This is a genomic window from Pseudomonas sp. Ag1 (assembly GCF_000278565.1).
In the GTDB taxonomy this organism is placed as follows: domain Bacteria; phylum Pseudomonadota; class Gammaproteobacteria; order Pseudomonadales; family Pseudomonadaceae; genus Aquipseudomonas.
Map to the genome: position 1 here is coordinate 278,531 of NZ_AKVH01000111.1, position 16,053 is coordinate 294,583.

At 62.1% G+C, this 16,053-nt stretch carries 14 protein-coding genes; 11 read left to right on the forward strand and 3 right to left on the reverse strand.

Features of this window, described 5'->3' with window-relative positions; genetic code table 11:
* Window positions 1-37 precede the first annotated feature (37 nt).
* Entirely contained in the window at window positions 38-1,552 is a 1,515-nt protein-coding gene (gene ilvA / locus A462_RS03455) for a threonine ammonia-lyase, biosynthetic (RefSeq protein WP_003213834.1), read from the forward strand.
* A gap of 40 nt (window positions 1,553-1,592) precedes the next feature.
* Window positions 1,593-2,006, forward strand: coding sequence for a DUF2269 family protein (locus A462_RS03450; RefSeq protein WP_008438937.1), 414 nt, complete (start codon window positions 1,593-1,595; stop codon window positions 2,004-2,006).
* 112 nt (window positions 2,007-2,118) lie between these two features.
* Here A462_RS03450 and A462_RS03445 read toward each other — a convergent pair whose 3' ends face one another.
* Complete coding sequence (locus A462_RS03445) at window positions 2,119-2,775, reverse strand: HAD family hydrolase (protein ID WP_008438940.1); 657 nt, start codon at window positions 2,773-2,775, stop codon at window positions 2,119-2,121.
* Window positions 2,776-2,918: 143 nt separating this feature from the next.
* On the opposite strand from A462_RS03445, the gene A462_RS03440 reads away from it, so the two are divergent.
* Both A462_RS03440 and ptsP read left to right on the forward strand, forming a co-directional pair.
* A complete protein-coding gene (locus tag A462_RS03440; protein ID WP_003176750.1) occupies window positions 2,919-3,398 on the forward strand; it encodes an RNA pyrophosphohydrolase in 480 nt (159 codons plus the stop codon).
* A gap of 22 nt (window positions 3,399-3,420) precedes the next feature.
* Entirely contained in the window at window positions 3,421-5,700 is a 2,280-nt protein-coding gene (ptsP, locus tag A462_RS03435; protein ID WP_003213828.1) for a phosphoenolpyruvate--protein phosphotransferase, read from the forward strand.
* A 137-nt stretch (window positions 5,701-5,837) separates the two neighbouring features.
* Here ptsP and A462_RS03430 read toward each other — a convergent pair whose 3' ends face one another.
* Entirely contained in the window at window positions 5,838-6,584 is a 747-nt protein-coding gene (locus A462_RS03430) for an NRDE family protein (RefSeq protein ID WP_003213826.1), read from the reverse strand.
* Window positions 6,585-6,673: 89 nt separating this feature from the next.
* On the opposite strand from A462_RS03430, the gene A462_RS03425 reads away from it, so the two are divergent.
* The 3 genes from A462_RS03425 (at window position 6,674) to A462_RS03415 (ending at window position 9,220) form a co-directional block, all read left to right on the forward strand.
* Entirely contained in the window at window positions 6,674-7,456 is a 783-nt protein-coding gene (locus A462_RS03425) for a sulfite exporter TauE/SafE family protein (protein ID WP_003213825.1), read from the forward strand.
* A 66-nt stretch (window positions 7,457-7,522) separates the two neighbouring features.
* Window positions 7,523-8,335, forward strand: a complete 813-nt coding sequence (gene lgt, locus A462_RS03420; RefSeq protein ID WP_008438947.1) for a prolipoprotein diacylglyceryl transferase — start codon at window positions 7,523-7,525, stop codon at window positions 8,333-8,335.
* A 51-nt stretch (window positions 8,336-8,386) separates the two neighbouring features.
* On the forward strand, window positions 8,387-9,220 hold the full coding sequence (locus tag A462_RS03415) for a thymidylate synthase (protein WP_008438950.1): 834 nt from the start codon (window positions 8,387-8,389) through the stop codon (window positions 9,218-9,220).
* Between the two features lie 124 nt (window positions 9,221-9,344).
* Here the strand turns inward: A462_RS03415 and cadR are convergent, their stop codons facing one another.
* On the reverse strand, window positions 9,345-9,794 hold the full coding sequence (gene cadR, locus A462_RS03410; RefSeq protein WP_003213819.1) for a Cd(II)/Pb(II)-responsive transcriptional regulator: 450 nt from the start codon (window positions 9,792-9,794) through the stop codon (window positions 9,345-9,347).
* Window positions 9,795-9,879: 85 nt separating this feature from the next.
* Here cadR and A462_RS03405 point away from each other — a divergent pair, with 85 nt between their 5' ends.
* The 4 genes from A462_RS03405 to A462_RS03390 all read left to right on the forward strand — a co-directional run bounded on the left by A462_RS03405 (window position 9,880) and on the right by A462_RS03390 (window position 16,046).
* Window positions 9,880-12,150, forward strand: a complete 2,271-nt coding sequence (locus tag A462_RS03405) for a heavy metal translocating P-type ATPase (RefSeq protein WP_008438951.1) — start codon at window positions 9,880-9,882, stop codon at window positions 12,148-12,150.
* Window positions 12,151-12,166: 16 nt separating this feature from the next.
* Window positions 12,167-13,030 carry a LysR family transcriptional regulator gene (locus tag A462_RS03400; protein WP_008438952.1) on the forward strand — a complete coding sequence of 288 codons (864 nt, stop codon included), beginning with the start codon at window positions 12,167-12,169 and terminating at the stop codon, window positions 13,028-13,030.
* Between the two features lie 225 nt (window positions 13,031-13,255).
* Complete coding sequence (locus tag A462_RS03395; RefSeq protein WP_023659299.1) at window positions 13,256-14,320, forward strand: putative 2-aminoethylphosphonate ABC transporter ATP-binding protein; 1,065 nt, start codon at window positions 13,256-13,258, stop codon at window positions 14,318-14,320.
* 1 nt (window position 14,321) lies between these two features.
* Window positions 14,322-16,046: a putative 2-aminoethylphosphonate ABC transporter permease subunit gene (locus tag A462_RS03390; protein ID WP_003213812.1), complete on the forward strand. Its 1,725-nt coding sequence runs from the start codon at window positions 14,322-14,324 to the stop codon at window positions 16,044-16,046.
* The last annotated feature ends 7 nt before the right edge of the window (window positions 16,047-16,053 follow it).

A 16,053-nucleotide genomic window follows, 5' to 3' on the forward strand; every position in this document is an offset into this window, starting at 1 on the left:
CCTTGGCCCTGCCCAACCCGCCCAGTGATGCTTTCCGATGCTTGAACAGTACGTCAAAAAGATCCTCACCTCGCGCGTTTACGACGTTGCCGTAGAAACCCCGCTGCAGACCGCCCGCCAGCTCTCCGAGCGGCTGGGCAACAAGGTCTGGCTCAAGCGCGAAGACTTGCAGCCGGTGTTCTCGTTCAAGATTCGCGGTGCCTATAACAAGCTGACCCAACTGAGCGCCGAAGAACGTGCGCGCGGTGTGGTCACCGCTTCAGCGGGCAACCACGCCCAGGGCCTGGCCTTGGCGGCCAAGGTGCTGGGGGTCAAGGCCACCATCGTGATGCCCAAGACCACCCCCGAGATCAAGGTCGAAGGCGTGCGCTCCCGTGGCGGCAAAGTGGTGCTGCACGGGGATTCGTTCCCGGAAGCGCTGGCGTATTCGCTGAAGCTGGTCGACGAAAAAGGCTACGTCTACATTCACCCCTACGATGATCCGCACACCATTGCCGGGCAGGGCACGGTGGCGATGGAGATTCTGCGCCAGCACCCGGGGCCGCTGGATGCGATTTTCGTCCCGGTGGGCGGCGGTGGCCTGATCGCCGGGATCGCGGCGTACGTGAAATACCTGCGGCCTGAAATCAAGATCATCGGCGTCGAGCCAGACGACTCCAACTGCCTGCAAGCCGCCATGGCGGCGGGCGAGCGCGTGGTATTGCCGACCGTGGGCATCTTCGCCGACGGCGTGGCAGTGGCGCAGATCGGCCAGCACACCTTCGACATCTGCAAGGACTACGTGGATGAAGTGATCACCGTCAGCACCGATGAAATCTGCGCGGCGATCAAGGACATCTACGACGACACCCGCTCCATCACGGAGCCGGCTGGCGCCCTGGGCGTGGCGGGTATCAAGAAATACGTCGAGACCCGTGGCATCACCGGGCAAACCCTGGTGGCCATCGATTCCGGGGCCAACGTCAACTTCGACCGCCTGCGCCATGTGGCCGAGCGCGCCGAGCTGGGGGAAGGCCGCGAAGCCATCATTGCCGTGACCATCCCCGAGAAACCGGGCAGCTTCAAGGCCTTTTGCGAAGCCGTGGGCAAGCGCCAGATCACCGAATTCAACTACCGCTACCACTCCGGGCGCGAGGCGCACATTTTTGTCGGCGTGCAGACCCACCCGGAAAACGACCCGCGCAGCGCGCTGATCGCCAGCCTCACCAGCCAGGGTTTCCCGGTGCTGGACCTGACGGAAAACGAACTGGCCAAGCTGCACATCCGCCATATGGTCGGCGGCCATGCGGCGCACGTCAGCGACGAGGTGGTGTTCCGCTTCGAATTCCCGGAACGTCCGGGGGCACTGTTCAACTTCCTTAACAAATTGGGCGGGCGCTGGAACATCTCGATGTTCCACTATCGCAACCACGGCGCCGCCGATGGGCGCGTGGTGGCGGGCCTGCAAGTACCGGCGGACGAGCGTCACCTGGTGCCGGCGGCGCTGGAGGCCATTGGCTACCCGTACTGGGATGAAAGTGATAACCCGGCCTACCAGCTGTTCCTCGGTTGAGCGACTACGCTGACTGGGCGGCCTTCAAGGAATCGAGAACATGGAAACGCTGACCACCCTTAAAGTTATCCACATCGCGGCCACGGTGTTGCTGCTGCTCAGCGGCCTCGCCCTGGCAGTGCTGGCCTGGCGCAAACGCAGCGCGGGGCCGGCCCATACCGTGCAGCGGCCGTGGGTGTTTGTGTGGTTGTTGATGGGCATTTGCGTGGTGAGCATGCCGTTCACCGGCTGGTGGCTGGCGCACCTGATCGGCTGGCCGCTGGGGCAAACCTGGATCCTGGGTTCCAGCGTGATCTACACCGTGGCGGCGCTGAGCTGGTTCTGGCTGGTGGTGCGGCTTAATCGGCTGCGGCTGGGCGGGGCGGGGAGTTTGAACTTTACCGTGGCGCTGGCGGTGGTGAGCCTGGTGGGGTTTGTGGCGATTGCCGGGTTAATGGGTGCCAAGCCGGTTTAAGGCTTGAGACCGAGTTGCCTCCATTCGCGAGCAAGCCCGCTCCCACATTTGACTGCATTCCAAAGGTGGAACTCGATCAAATGTGGGAGCGGGCTTGCTCGCGAAAGCTTTATCAGCCGCGCAGGCTAATCACCGGCCAACCACGCTTCTCAGCCTCAGCCCGCAGATTCGGATCCGGATCCACTGCCACTGCATGCGTCACCTGCTCCAACAGCGGCAGGTCATTCATCGAATCGCTATAGAAGTAACTGTCCTCCAGGCTAAACCCGGTCTCTTCCAGCCAGCGATTCAAGCGCGTCACCTTGCCCTCGCGAAAGCACGGGATATCCGTACTGCGCCCGGTGTAGCGGCCATCCTGCATCTCGCATTCCGTCGCAATCAGGGTTTCAACCCCCAGCCGCTCGGCAATCGGCGCGGTCACAAAACGATTGGTCGCGGTGATGATCACCAGCTTGTCGCCCGCCGCCCGGTGCTTGGCCAGCAACTCAACTGCCTTGGGCAGTACGATCGGCTCGATGCAGTCGCGCATGTAGTCGCGATGCCATTCATCCAGCTGGGCCATCTCGGTGCGGCCGAGGATTTCCAGGCAGAAGTTCAGGTACTCGGCGTTATCCAGCTTGCCGGCCAGGTAGTCCTGGTAGAACTCGTCGTTGCGGGCCTTGTAGGCCACCGCGTCGAGAATCCCGCGTTCACAGAGGTAATCGCCCCAGGCGTGATCGCTGTCACCCCCCAAAAGCGTGTTGTCCAAGTCGAATAAAGCCAGGCGCATTGCAGTTACTCGCTGAAAAGTCTGTAAAAAGGCGTCCAGAATACGGTCTTTTCACAAGAGTGCACATAAGGTAAGCAGCCTCGTTGCCGCTGTATCAATCTTTGTGGAACAATGCGGTGACATGCGTTTGCGAGGTTGTTGCCGTGATCGACCCCGATGGTTTCCGTCCTAATGTCGGGATTATTCTTACGAATGATGCCGGACAGGTGCTATGGGCTCGCCGTATCAACCAAGATGCCTGGCAGTTTCCTCAAGGCGGAATCAACCCCGACGAAACCCCTGAAGACGCCTTGTACCGTGAGTTGAACGAAGAAGTAGGCCTTGAACGTGAAGATGTGCAAATTCTGGCCTGCACCCGAGGCTGGTTGCGCTATCGTTTGCCGCAACGTCTGGTGCGTACCCACAGCCAACCGCTGTGCATCGGCCAGAAACAGAAATGGTTTCTCCTGCGCCTGATCTCCAACGAGCAGCGGGTGCGGATGGATTTGACCGGTAAACCGGAGTTCGATGGCTGGCGCTGGGTCAGTTATTGGTATCCGTTGGGCCAGGTGGTGACATTCAAGCGCGAGGTTTATCGTCGCGCTCTTAAAGAGCTTGCCCCGCGCCTTTTAGCGCGCGACTGACGACGGAGTTCGACCCCGAGCCATGCTCAATACGCTGCGCAAGATCGTCCAGGAAGTTAACTCCGCCAAGGATCTCAAGGCGGCGTTGGGGATTATTGTGTTGCGCGTCAAGGAAGCCATGGGCAGCCAGGTCTGCTCGGTTTACCTGCTGGACCCCGAGACCAACCGTTTTGTCCTGATGGCCACCGAGGGCTTGAACAAACGCTCCATCGGCAAGGTCAGCATGGCGCCCAATGAAGGTCTGGTGGGCCTGGTGGGGACGCGTGAAGAACCCCTGAACCTCGAAAACGCGGCCGATCACCCGCGTTATCGCTACTTTGCCGAAACCGGTGAAGAGCGCTACGCCTCGTTCCTCGGTGCGCCGATCATTCACCACCGCCGCGTTGTCGGCGTGTTGGTCATCCAGCAGAAAGAACGCCGCCAGTTCGACGAAGGTGAAGAAGCCTTCCTTGTGACCATGAGCGCGCAGCTCGCCGGGGTTATCGCCCACGCCGAGGCCACCGGTTCGATTCGCGGCCTGGGACGCCAGGGCAAGGGCATCCAGGAAGCCAAGTTCGTCGGCGTGCCGGGTTCGCCGGGTGCTGCTGTCGGTACCGCCGTGGTCATGCTGCCGCCCGCCGACCTGGACGTGGTGCCGGACAAGACCGTCACCGACATCGACGCTGAAATCATCCTGTTCAAGACCGCCCTCGAAGGCGTGCGCAATGACATGCGCACCCTCTCGACCAAGCTGGCCACCCAGCTGCGGCCTGAAGAGCGGGCGTTGTTCGACGTGTACCTGATGATGCTCGACGACGCGTCCCTGGGCAGCGAAGTCAAGGACGTGATCAAGACCGGCCAGTGGGCCCAGGGCGCGCTGCGCCAGGTGGTCACCGATCACGTCAACCGTTTTGAATTGATGGACGACGCCTACCTGCGCGAGCGCGCCTCGGACGTGAAGGACCTCGGTCGCCGTCTGCTGGCCTACCTGCAGGAAGAGCGCTCGACCACGTTGGTATACCCCGACAACACCATCCTGATCAGTGAAGAACTGACCGCCACCATGCTCGGCGAAGTGCCGGAAGGCAAACTGGTGGGCCTGGTCTCGGTACTGGGTTCGGGCAACTCCCACGTCGCGATCCTGGCTCGGGCCATGGGCATTCCGACGGTGATGGGTCTGGTGGACCTGCCGTATTCCAAGGTCGACGGCATCGAAATGATCGTCGACGGCTACCACGGCGAGGTCTACACCAACCCCAGCGAAGTGCTGCGCAAGCAATACGCCGAAGTGGTGGAAGAAGAACGCCAGCTGTCCCAGGGCCTCGACGCCCTGCGGGAACTGCCGTGCGTGACCCTCGACGGCCACCGCGTACCGCTGCTGGTCAACACCGGCCTGCTGGCGGACGTGGCACGTGCACAACAGCGCGGCGCCGAAGGGGTGGGCCTGTACCGCACCGAAGTGCCGTTCATGATCAACCAGCGTTTTCCGAGTGAGAAGGAGCAGCTGGCGATTTATCGCGAGCAACTGTCCGCCTTCCATCCGTTACCGGTGACCATGCGCAGCCTGGACATTGGCGGCGACAAGTCACTGTCGTATTTCCCCATCAAGGAAGACAACCCCTTCCTTGGCTGGCGCGGTATTCGCGTTACCCTCGACCATCCTGAAATCTTCCTCGTCCAGACCCGCGCGATGCTCAAGGCCAGCGAAGGCCTGAACAACCTGCGCATCCTGCTTCCGATGATCTCCGGCACCCACGAGCTGGAGGAAGCCCTGCACCTGATCCACCGGGCCTGGGGCGAAGTGCGCGACGAAGGCGCCGACGTGCCGATGCCGCCGATTGGCGTGATGATCGAGATTCCGGCGGCGGTGTACCAGGCCAAGGAGCTGGCGCGGCAGGTGGACTTCCTGTCGGTGGGCTCCAACGACCTGACCCAGTACCTGCTGGCCGTGGACCGCAACAACCCGCGGGTAGCCGACCTCTACGACTACCTGCACCCGGCGGTGCTGCAAGCCTTGCAGAACGTGGTGCGCGATGCCCATGCCGAAGGCAAGCAGGTGAGTATCTGCGGCGAGATGGCCGGTGACCCGGCGGCGGCTGTGCTGTTGATGGCGATGGGCTTTGACAGCCTGTCGATGAACGCCACCAACTTGCCGAAGGTGAAATGGATGCTGCGCCAGATCAACCTGAGCCGGGCCAAGGAGCTGCTGGCGGAGTTGATGACTATCGACAACCCGCAAGTTATCCACAGCTCGCTGCAATTGGCGCTGAAGAACCTTGGGTTGGCGCGGATGATCAACCCGGCGTCTGCAAAGAGCCTCTAATCGGATTTCAGAGCCTGTCCCCAATCGAAATGTGGGAGCGGGCTTGCTCGCGAAAGCGGTGCATCAGTCAGCTTATGTATTGGCTGACACGCCGCCTTCGCGAGCAAGCCCGCTCCCACATTTGGTTTGCGTGAGGTTCAGATTTTGAGTTCAACTTCACCCAACTGTCCGCCATAGGGCCCAAAACTGCGCTCCACGATATGCCGCGTCCCGTCGGCATTCACAATCAACGCCGTACTCGCCCGCGTCCCGTAACTGGGGCTGGCAATAAACACACTCGACAGCAAACTCTCCGTCGCCAAGCCCACGCCGGTGTCCGGCAAGTCAGCAAACGGCGCGGTCTGCGGGTCGCTCAAAATCCCCAGCAAGGCTTCAGGCTGCGGATCGTCCAGCACTTCTGTCAGCGCCGCCTTGGCCTTCAACAACTTCGGCCACGGCGTATCCAGCCCTGCATTGGATAACCCATAAACCCCCGCCACCAATGGTGTCGGCGCAGATTCCTTGGCGTTGTAATGCCAAAGCTCGTCCCGCGTCCCGACCAGCAGGTTAAACCCGGCATATTCAATCGATCTGCCATTAACGTCGGCCAAATAGTCGTCAATCGACAGCGAACCGCTGAGAAAGCGCGCCACCAACTCACCCCGCGACTTGCGCGCCGGCGGCTGGTGCGGGTCACGGATATTGGTCAGCGCCGCAAAGCGCCCGTCTGCGCCAACTCCCAGCCAGGTCCCGCCCGCTTCCTGGTCCCTGCCCGCGTAAACATGGGGCGCATCCAGCCACTGGGCCAACGGCAAACTGGGCCGGGCATAAAATTCATCACGGTTGGCCGCGACGATCAGCGGCTGGGCGTGGCCCGGCCGCCAGGCGAAAACAATCAGGCACATAAGGCGATCCCTTTGTGTTTTGCCCACTCTACCCATAGAACCCTGTGCTTTGCATCCGTTAACATGCCGGTCTGTTTTCGGGGGCTCCCATGGAATTTCTGCTGTATTTGCTGCTGGGATCCTGCGCGGGCATGCTCGCCGGGCTGTTCGGCGTGGGCGGCGGCATCATTATTGTGCCGGTGCTGGTGTTCAGCTTCACCTTGCAGGGCTTCGATCCCGCGGTGCTGACCCACCTCGCTGTCGGCACGTCCCTGGCGTCTATTATCTTCACGTCGGTGAATGCGGTGCGTGAGCATCATCGGCGCGGCGCCGTGCGCTGGCCGATCTTCGTATGGATGGCCGTGGGTATCCTGCTGGGCGCGGGCGTTGGCGCGCTGACCGCCGAGGCGATCTCCGGGCCGCATCTACAGAAGATCATCGGTGTGTTCGCCCTGGTGATCGCCGTGCAGATGACTCTGGAGCTCAAGCCCAAGGCCAGCCGCCAGGTGCCGGGCAAGCTTGGCCTGACCCTGGCGGGTGGCGTGATCGGCTGGTCGTCGGCAATTTTCGGCACCGGCGGCGGTTCGTTGACCGTGCCGTTCCTGACCTGGCGCAGCGTGCCGATGCAGCAGGCAGTGGCCACTTCGTCGGCCTGCGGCTTGCCGATCGCCCTGGCCAGTGCGTTAAGTTTCATGATTCTGGGCTGGCATGATCCGCTGCTGCCCGATCATAGTCTCGGCTTTGTGTACTTGCCGGCGCTGCTGGGCATCGCCCTGACCAGCATGGTGGCGGCCCGTTTCGGCGCGCGCCTGGCGCATCGGTTATCGCCGCGCTTGCTCAAGCGGCTGTTCGCCGGCTTGCTGTTTTGCGTGGGTTTGAATTTTTTGTTGTAACGCAGGCTTAATCGCGCACCGGCATGGTCCGATGCGCCATGACTATTGATTTAACGAGGAGTCGCAATGCTGCCTTACCCGCAGATCAACCCGGTGGCCGTGGCCATCGGTCCGCTGCAAATCCACTGGTACGGGTTGATGTACCTGATCGGCATCGGCGGTGCCTGGCTGCTGGCTTCCCGGCGCCTGAACCGTTTCGACCCGACCTGGACCAAGGAGAAGCTCTCCGACATGGTGTTCTGGATGTCGATGGGGGTCATCGTCGGCGGACGCCTGGGGTATGTGCTGTTCTACGATCTGCCAGCCTACATCGCCAACCCGACGCTGATCTTCGAGGTGTGGAAGGGCGGCATGGCGTTCCACGGCGGGTTTGTGGGGGTGATGATCGCCGCCTGGTGGTTTGGCCGGCGTAACGGCAAGTCGTTCTTCCAGCTGATGGACTTCGTCGCACCGTTCGTGCCGATCGGCCTGGGCGCCGGGCGCATCGGTAACTTCATCAATGCCGAATTGTGGGGCAAGCCGACCGACGTGCCGTGGGCCATGGTGTTCCCGCCGTTCAGCGACCCGGCGCAATTGCCGCGTCATCCGTCGCAGCTGTACCAGTTCGCCCTGGAAGGTGTGGCGCTGTTCCTGATCCTCTATATCTTCTCGCGCAAGCCACGCCCAACCATGGCCGTGTCGGGCATGTTCGCGCTGTTCTACGGGATCTTTCGCTTTATCGTCGAGTTCGTGCGGGTGCCGGATGCGCAGCTGGGCTACCTGGCGTGGGGCTGGTTGACCATGGGTCAGATTCTCAGCCTGCCGATGATCATCGCCGGCCTGGGCCTGCTGTGGTGGGCTTACAATCGCCCCCAGGGCATCAAGAACACCGCGCTTTAAATTCGAACGCCGGGGCCCGAGGGTCCCGGCTTCAACGATACAGGTATAGACATGAAGCAATATCTCGAACTACTGAACGATGTCGTGACCAATGGCCTGACCAAGGGCGACCGCACCGGCACCGGCACCAAGGCCGTGTTTGCCCGTCAGTTTCGGCATAGCTTGGCCGACGGCTTCCCGCTGCTGACCACCAAGAAGCTTCACTTCAAAAGCATTGCCAACGAATTGATCTGGATGTTGAGTGGCAACACCAACATCAAGTGGCTGAACGAGAATGGCGTAAAGATCTGGGACGAATGGGCCACCGAAGACGGTGACCTGGGCCCGGTGTACGGCGAGCAGTGGACCGCGTGGCCAACCAAGGATGGCGGCAAGATCAACCAGATCGACTACATGGTCGAGACGTTGAAGACCAACCCCAACAGCCGCCGCATCCTGTTTCACGGCTGGAACGTCGAGTACCTGCCGGACGAGACCAAAAGCCCGCAGCAGAACGCCCGGGACGGCAAGCAAGCGCTGCCACCTTGCCACCTGCTGTACCAGGCGTTTGTGCATGACGGTCATCTGTCGATGCAGTTGTACATCCGCAGCTCCGATGTATTCCTCGGCCTGCCGTACAACACCGCGGCCCTGGCGTTGCTCACCCATATGCTGGCCCAGCAGTGCGACCTGATCCCTCACGAGATCATCGTCACCACGGGCGACACCCATGCCTACAGCAACCATATGGAACAGATCCAGACCCAGCTGGCGCGCACGCCGAAGAAGCTGCCGGAACTGGTGATCAAGCGCAAACCCGCGTCGATCTACGATTACAAATTCGAAGACTTTGAAATCGTGGGTTATGACGCTGATCCGAGCATCAAGGCCGATGTAGCGATCTAAAAGCGATCTCGGTCCCAATGTGGGAGCGGGCTTGCTCGCGAATACGGTGTATCAGAAACACATTCAGTGGCTGACACTCCGCTTTCGCGAGCAAGCCCGCTCCCACATTCTTTTGTGTACACATTCAATGCCCGTGGCTTCTGCCCACATGTGAGGGCTCAGCCTCGCTGGCCGCGACACTCCCGCTGACTTCCAGCCGCTGCAAAATCCCGCACTGATCCAGATCCGGCCCGCCGCCACAGCGCTGGCGCAGGTCGAGCAACTGTTCCTGCAACGCCATAAGCCCGTCGATCCGCGCCTTGACGTGGTGGATATGCTCGTCAATCAATGCATTCACGCTTTCGCACTGGTCCTGAGGACTGTCACGCAGGCCCAGCAGGCTGCGAATTTCCTCAAGGGTCATGTCCAGGCTGCGGCAGTTGCGGATAAACACCAGCCGTTCGGTGTGCGCCTGGGTGTACAGCCGGTAATTACCGTCACTGCGCGCAGGCGGCGGCAGCAGGCCTTCCTTCTCGTAATAACGGATGGTTTCCACCTGGCAATCCGTCAATTTTGCCAATTCGCCGATCTTCATCGCAGCAATCTCCAAAAGGATGCTTGACCCTATAGTGGCTACAGGGTCTTTACTTGGCAACAGGCACCTTTACGGACGCGACAGAATGAGCGATTCCATCCACACCCCGCACAAGCACGACCATGATCATGACCACGCGCACGATCACGGCCCCAAGCTCAAACCTGTGCAGAAGCACGACCATGGCAGCCATGGCGATTCCTGCTGTTCCAGCAAGGCCGCGCCGGCGCTGGTGAAGCTGACTGAAGCCCCGACAGCGGGCTCGCGGCTGAGCACCTTCCGCATCGAAGCCATGGACTGCCCCACCGAGCAGACGCTGATCCAGAACAAACTGGGCAAGCTTGCGGGTGTGCAGCAGCTGGAATTCAACCTGATCAACCGCATTCTCGGCGTCACTCACAACCTGCCGACGACCGCGCCGATCATCGACGCCATCAAGTCCCTGGGCATGCAGGCGGACCCCATCGAAGAAGGCGTCGCCCCGGCTGAGCCGCCGGCGAAGAAGCACTGGTGGCCGCTGGCCGTGTCCGGCGTGGGCGCGCTGGGGGCTGAAGTGCTGCACTTCACCAACGCAGCCCCGACGTGGGTGATTGCCCTGGTCGCGCTGATCTCGATCTTCAGTGGCGGCCTCACCACCTACAAAAAGGGCTGGATCGCCCTGAAAAACCTCAACCTGAACATCAACGCCCTGATGAGCATCGCCGTCACCGGCGCGATCCTGATCGGCCAGTGGCCGGAAGCGGCGATGGTGATGTTCCTGTTCACCGTGGCCGAGTTGATCGAGGCCAAGTCCCTGGACCGCGCACGTAATGCCATCAGCGGCTTGATGCAGATGACGCCGGAACAGGCCACGGTCCGTCAGGCAGATGGCAGTTGGGTTGAACAGGAGGTTAAAGTCATTGAACTGGGCGCTATCGTGCGGGTTCGTCCCGGCGAGCGCATTGGCCTGGACGGTGAAGTCACCTCCGGCCAGTCCACCATCGACCAGGCGCCGATTACCGGTGAAAGCCTGCCGATCGAAAAGACCGTGGGCGACAAAGTCTTCGCCGGCACCATCAACCAGGCCGGCTCCCTGGAATACAAAGTCACTGCAGCCGCCAATAACTCCACCCTGGCGCGGATCATCCACGCTGTGGAACAGGCCCAGGGCGCCCGCGCGCCAACCCAGCGTTTTGTCGACACCTTCGCCAAGGTCTACACCCCGGCGGTGTTCATCTTTGCCCTGGGTGTGGCGTTGATTCCGCCGCTGTTCATGGGCGGTGTGTGGTTTGAATGGGTCTACCGCGCACTGGTATTGCTGGTGGTCGCGTGCCCATGTGCACTGGTGATTTCCACCCCGGTGACCATCGTCAGCGGCCTGGCCGCCGCAGCGCGCAAAGGCATCCTGATCAAGGGCGGCGTGTACCTGGAGGGCGGTTACAAGCTCGACTACCTGGCCCTCGACAAGACCGGCACCATTACCCACGGCAAACCGGTGCAGACCGATTACCTGGCGCTGTTCCCGAACATGGAAGACAGCGCGCCGGCCCTGGCCGCCAGTCTGGCCGGGCGTTCGGATCACCCGGTGTCCCTGGCCATCGCCAACGCGGCTGTGGATAAGAATCTCGCCGTTCACACGGTGGATAACTTCGAGGCCCTGACCGGTCGCGGTGTGAAGGGTGAAATCAATGGCGAGGTCTACTACCTGGGCAACCACCGTCTGGTGGAAGAGCTGAACCTGTGCTCGCCGGCCCTGGAGAAGAAGCTCTTCGCCCTGGAAAAACAAGGCAAGTCCGTGGTCCTGCTGCTGGACAAGTCCGGCCCGCTGGCGCTGTTCGCCGTGGCCGACACCGTGAAGGACACCAGCCGCGAAGCCATCCAGCAGTTGCATGACCTGGGCATCAAGACCCTGATGCTGACCGGCGACAACACCCACACGGCCAAGGCGATCGCCGATCAGGTGGGTATCGACCAGGCCCAGGGCGACTTGTTGCCCACCGACAAACTGCAAGCCATCGAAGCGCTCTACGCCAAGGGCCACCGGGTCGGCATGGTCGGCGACGGGATCAACGACGCCCCGGCGCTGGCCCGTTCCGAGATCGGGTTTGCCATGGCCGCCGCCGGTACCGACACCGCCATCGAGACCGCCGACGTGGCCCTGATGGACGACGACCTGCGCAAGATTCCGGCATTCATTCGGCTGTCGCGGCAAACGTCGAGTATCCTCAAGCAGAACATCGCCCTGGCCCTGGTGATCAAGGCGATCTTCCTCGCGGTGACCTTCCTTGGGATGGCCACCATGTGGATGGCGGTGTTCGCCGACATGGGCGTGAGCCTGCTGGTGGTATTCAATGGTCTGCGCCTGCTGCGCAAATAGTCGATGAGAGGGTGGTGTGCTGAGTGCCGAGCTGAAGGCGTTTTACATGGTCGCCCGCCTGGGCAGCATTACCCAGGCGGCGAAAAAGCTCGGGCTCAGCCAGCCCACGGTGACCACCCAGATTCGTCACCTGGAAAGCCAGTACTCGGTGGAATTGTTCTACCGTGGCGGGCGCCGCCTGACCGTCAGTGATGAAGGCGCGCGGCTGTTGCCGATGGTCAAGGCGCTGCTGCAACAGGAAGCGGACATCGAGTTTTTCCTGCGCAACAGTGGCCAGGTACAAGGGGCCTTGAGGATTGCCGCGACGGCACCTTATTACATCCTCGACCTGGTCAAGACCTTCCGCGAGCGGCTGCCGCAGGTCGAGGTTTCGGTGGAGATCGGCAACTCCCAGCAGGTGCTGGAAGCGCTGGATGACTACCGCGTCGACGTCGCTGCCTCGTCCCAATTGCTTGAAGACCCGCGCCTGATCCGGCGGGTACTGGGCATGGACCCGCTGGTGCTGGCGGTGCATCGCAATCATCCGCTGGCGGTGCTTGAGCATGTACCGCTGACCGCGCTGGCCGGGCATACCTTGCTGATGCGCGAGCCGGGGTCGACCACCCGTCGATTGACTGAAGAGATGTTGCAGGGCGCCGGTGTGAGTTACGGGCCGTTGCTGGAGATCGGCAGCCGGGAATCGATCCGTGAGGCGGTGTTGCGCAATATCGGCATCAGCATCATTGCCCGCCAGGAAGTGCCCCACGACCCGCAATTGCGCGTGCTGACCATCGAAAATGCGCCGCAGATTCCCGAGTATTTGTACTGCCTCAAAGAGCGAAAGGGCGCCCGGTTGCCGGCGGCGTTCCTGGGGTTGGCGCAGGAAATGTCGCCGCTCTGATCGTTCCCACGCTCTGCGTGGGAATGCTGGCCTGGACGCTCCGCGTCCGCTCTTAAGGTCGTGACGCGGAGCGTCACAGGATGTATTCCCACGCAGAGCGTAGGAACAAGCTGTTGGCACAACCCAAATCCACCAATACCACTATCGCCACGTTTTGCCTTTCTGCCACAAGAGGGACGCATTGCCTGCCTAGGATGACCTTCATCAGTTTGATGAGGTGCCTCCATGAACACAGCCATGACTAATCCCGGCGCGCCAATGAAGGTGCGCGGTGTACAGAAACGCTTCGGCGCCTTCACCGCGCTGGATAACGTGTCCCTGGACGTCGCCGCTGGCGAACTGGTGTGCCTGCTGGGCCCGTCGGGCTGCGGCAAGACCACCTTGCTACGCTGCATCGCCGGCCTGGAGCGCCAGGACAGCGGCGAGTTGTACCTCGGCGACCGCGATGTTTCCCTACTGGCACCCCAGGCTCGGGACTACGGCATTCTGTTCCAGTCCTACGCGCTGTTTCCCAATCTCACCGTCGAAGCGAACATCGGCTACGGCCTCACCGGCAGTGGCCGCGATGAAGTGCGCAAGCGCGTCGGGCAGATGCTGGAACTCGTAGGCCTGGTGGGCAGCGAAAAGAAATACCCCGGCCAACTTTCCGGCGGCCAACAACAGCGTGTGGCACTGGCTCGCGCCCTGGCGCCGGCGCCGTCCTTGCTGCTGCTGGACGAACCCATGTCGGCCCTCGACGCCCGGGTGCGCGAGCATCTGTGCACCGAGCTGCGCCAATTGCAGCGCCGCTTGGGCATCACCACCCTGATGGTCACCCACAACCAGGACGAGGCCATGCTGATGGCCGACCGCATTGCCGTGATGAACAACGGCAAGGTCGAGCAGTACGCCACGCCCCAGGAAATCTACGACCGCCCGGCCACACCGTTCGTGGCCGAGTTTGTCGGCCAGGGCAACTGGCTGCCGTTCAGTCGCAACAGCGCCAGCCACGCCCAGGTTGGCGGCATGAATATGCGCCTGGCGGACAACGCAGGCGTCGCGAAATCGGGCCGTCTGTTCTGCCGCCCGGAAGCCATCAGCGTCAACCCGCCAGTGCATGAAGAAAACCTGTTCCCGGCCAAGGTCCGCGAGATCACTTTCCTCGGCAACCGCTGCCGCATGAGCTTCGAGCTGGACCAACTGCCCGGCCATCCGCTGCTGGCCGAATTGGCCCCGGAAGCCATGCCGCGCCTTGGCGCCCAGGACATCTGGGTCGCGCTGCCCCCGCGCAGCCTGCAGGTGTTTGCCTGAGATGGCCCGCGATATGACTCTGCCGATACCCGATAACGTGGCTCGTCAGGTTTCCCGTGCCGAACTCGGCGACCGTATTTTTGTAGTCGGCGGCAAGCTGCTCTGGCTGTGCCTGCTGGGCGTCGCGGTGCTGATGCCGCTGCTGGCGATCTTCTGGCGCGGCTTCAGCAGTGAAGCCGGGCAGGGCGGTGGCCTGGTGGCGGCGCGGGAGTTGGTCACCAGCGATAACTTCCACTGGCTGCTCGGTAACAGCCTGAAGGTTTCCGGCAGCGTTGCCGCCATCGTCGTACCACTGGCTTATCTGTTTGCCTACGCTTTGCAACGCACGCTTATTCCGGGCAAGGCGATCTGGCGCGGCATGTCGCTGCTGCCGTTGATGGCGCCGTCGATGTTGCCCGGGATTGCGCTGGTCTACCTGTTCGGTAACCAGGGCATGCTGCGCGGGCTGCTGTCGGACAACATCTATGGCTTCTGGGGCATTGTCCTTGGTGAAGTGATCTACACCTTTCCCCATGCCTTGATGATCCTGTTGTCGGCGCTTTCCCTGGCGGATGCACGTTTGTTTGACGCCGCATCGAGCATGGGCGCGAGTCCCGCCCGGGCGTTTCGCAGCATCACCTGGCCGGCGACGCGCCAGGCCGTGTTTGCCGCGTTTTGCCTGGTGTTCACTCTGACCATCACTGACTTTGGCGTGCCCGTGGTAGTCGGTGGCGACTATCAAGTACTGGCGCTGGAAGCCTACAAAGCTGTGGTCGGCCAGCAGCAATTCGGCCGCGGTGCCTTGATCGGCATGGTCCTGCTGCTGCCGGCGCTGTTCAGCTTCGGTGTCGACGCCTGGTTGCGCCGCCGCCATGGCGACTCCATGAGCGGTCGCGCCCAGGTGTTCCAGCCGGCGCCGTCGAAACTGCGGGACGGCTGCTACCTGGCCATCGTCCTGCTGATCTGCGCGATCCTGCTGCTGGTGTTCGGCATGGCGGTCTACTCATCCCTGGTGAAATTCTGGCCCTACAACCTGTCGCTGTCCCTGGCCCACTACCAGTTCGAAGACACGGCCGGTGGCGGCTGGCTGGCCTACCGCAACAGCATCACCATGGCCCTGTGCACCGCGTTGATCGGCAGCGTGCTGATCTTCACCGGCGCCTACTTGATGGAAAAGACCAGGGGCCAGAAGGGCCTGAACCTGGCGCTGCGCATGCTCAGCTTCGTGCCGATGGCGGTGCCGGGGTTGGTGCTCGGCCTGGGCTACGTGTTCTTTTTCAACCTCAACGGCAACCCGCTGCATGTGCTCTACGGCACCATGACGTTGCTGGTGGTGTGCACCATTGCTCACTATTTGACCACCGCCCAAATGACCGCCACCACGGCCCTGCGCCAACTGGACGCGGAATTCGAAGCCGCCGCGCTGTCGCTGAAGGCGCCGCTGTACCGCCATTACCTGCGGGTCACCGTGCCGATCTGCCTGCCGGCGCTGCTGGACATCGTGCGCTACCTGTTCGTCTCGGCGATGACCACCGTCTCTGCCGCGATCTTCCTCTACAGCCCCGACACCATTCTCGCCGCCGTCGCCGTGCTGAACATGGACGACGCCGGCAACGTCGGCGGTGCGGCGGCCATGTCGACCCTGATCCTGTTCACCTCGGCGGGCGTGTCCTTGCTGCTGGCGTGGGCCTCACGCGGCTTGTTGCGCCGCTCCCAGGCCTGGCGCCAAACCGCGCCCGGCCAATAATTCACCC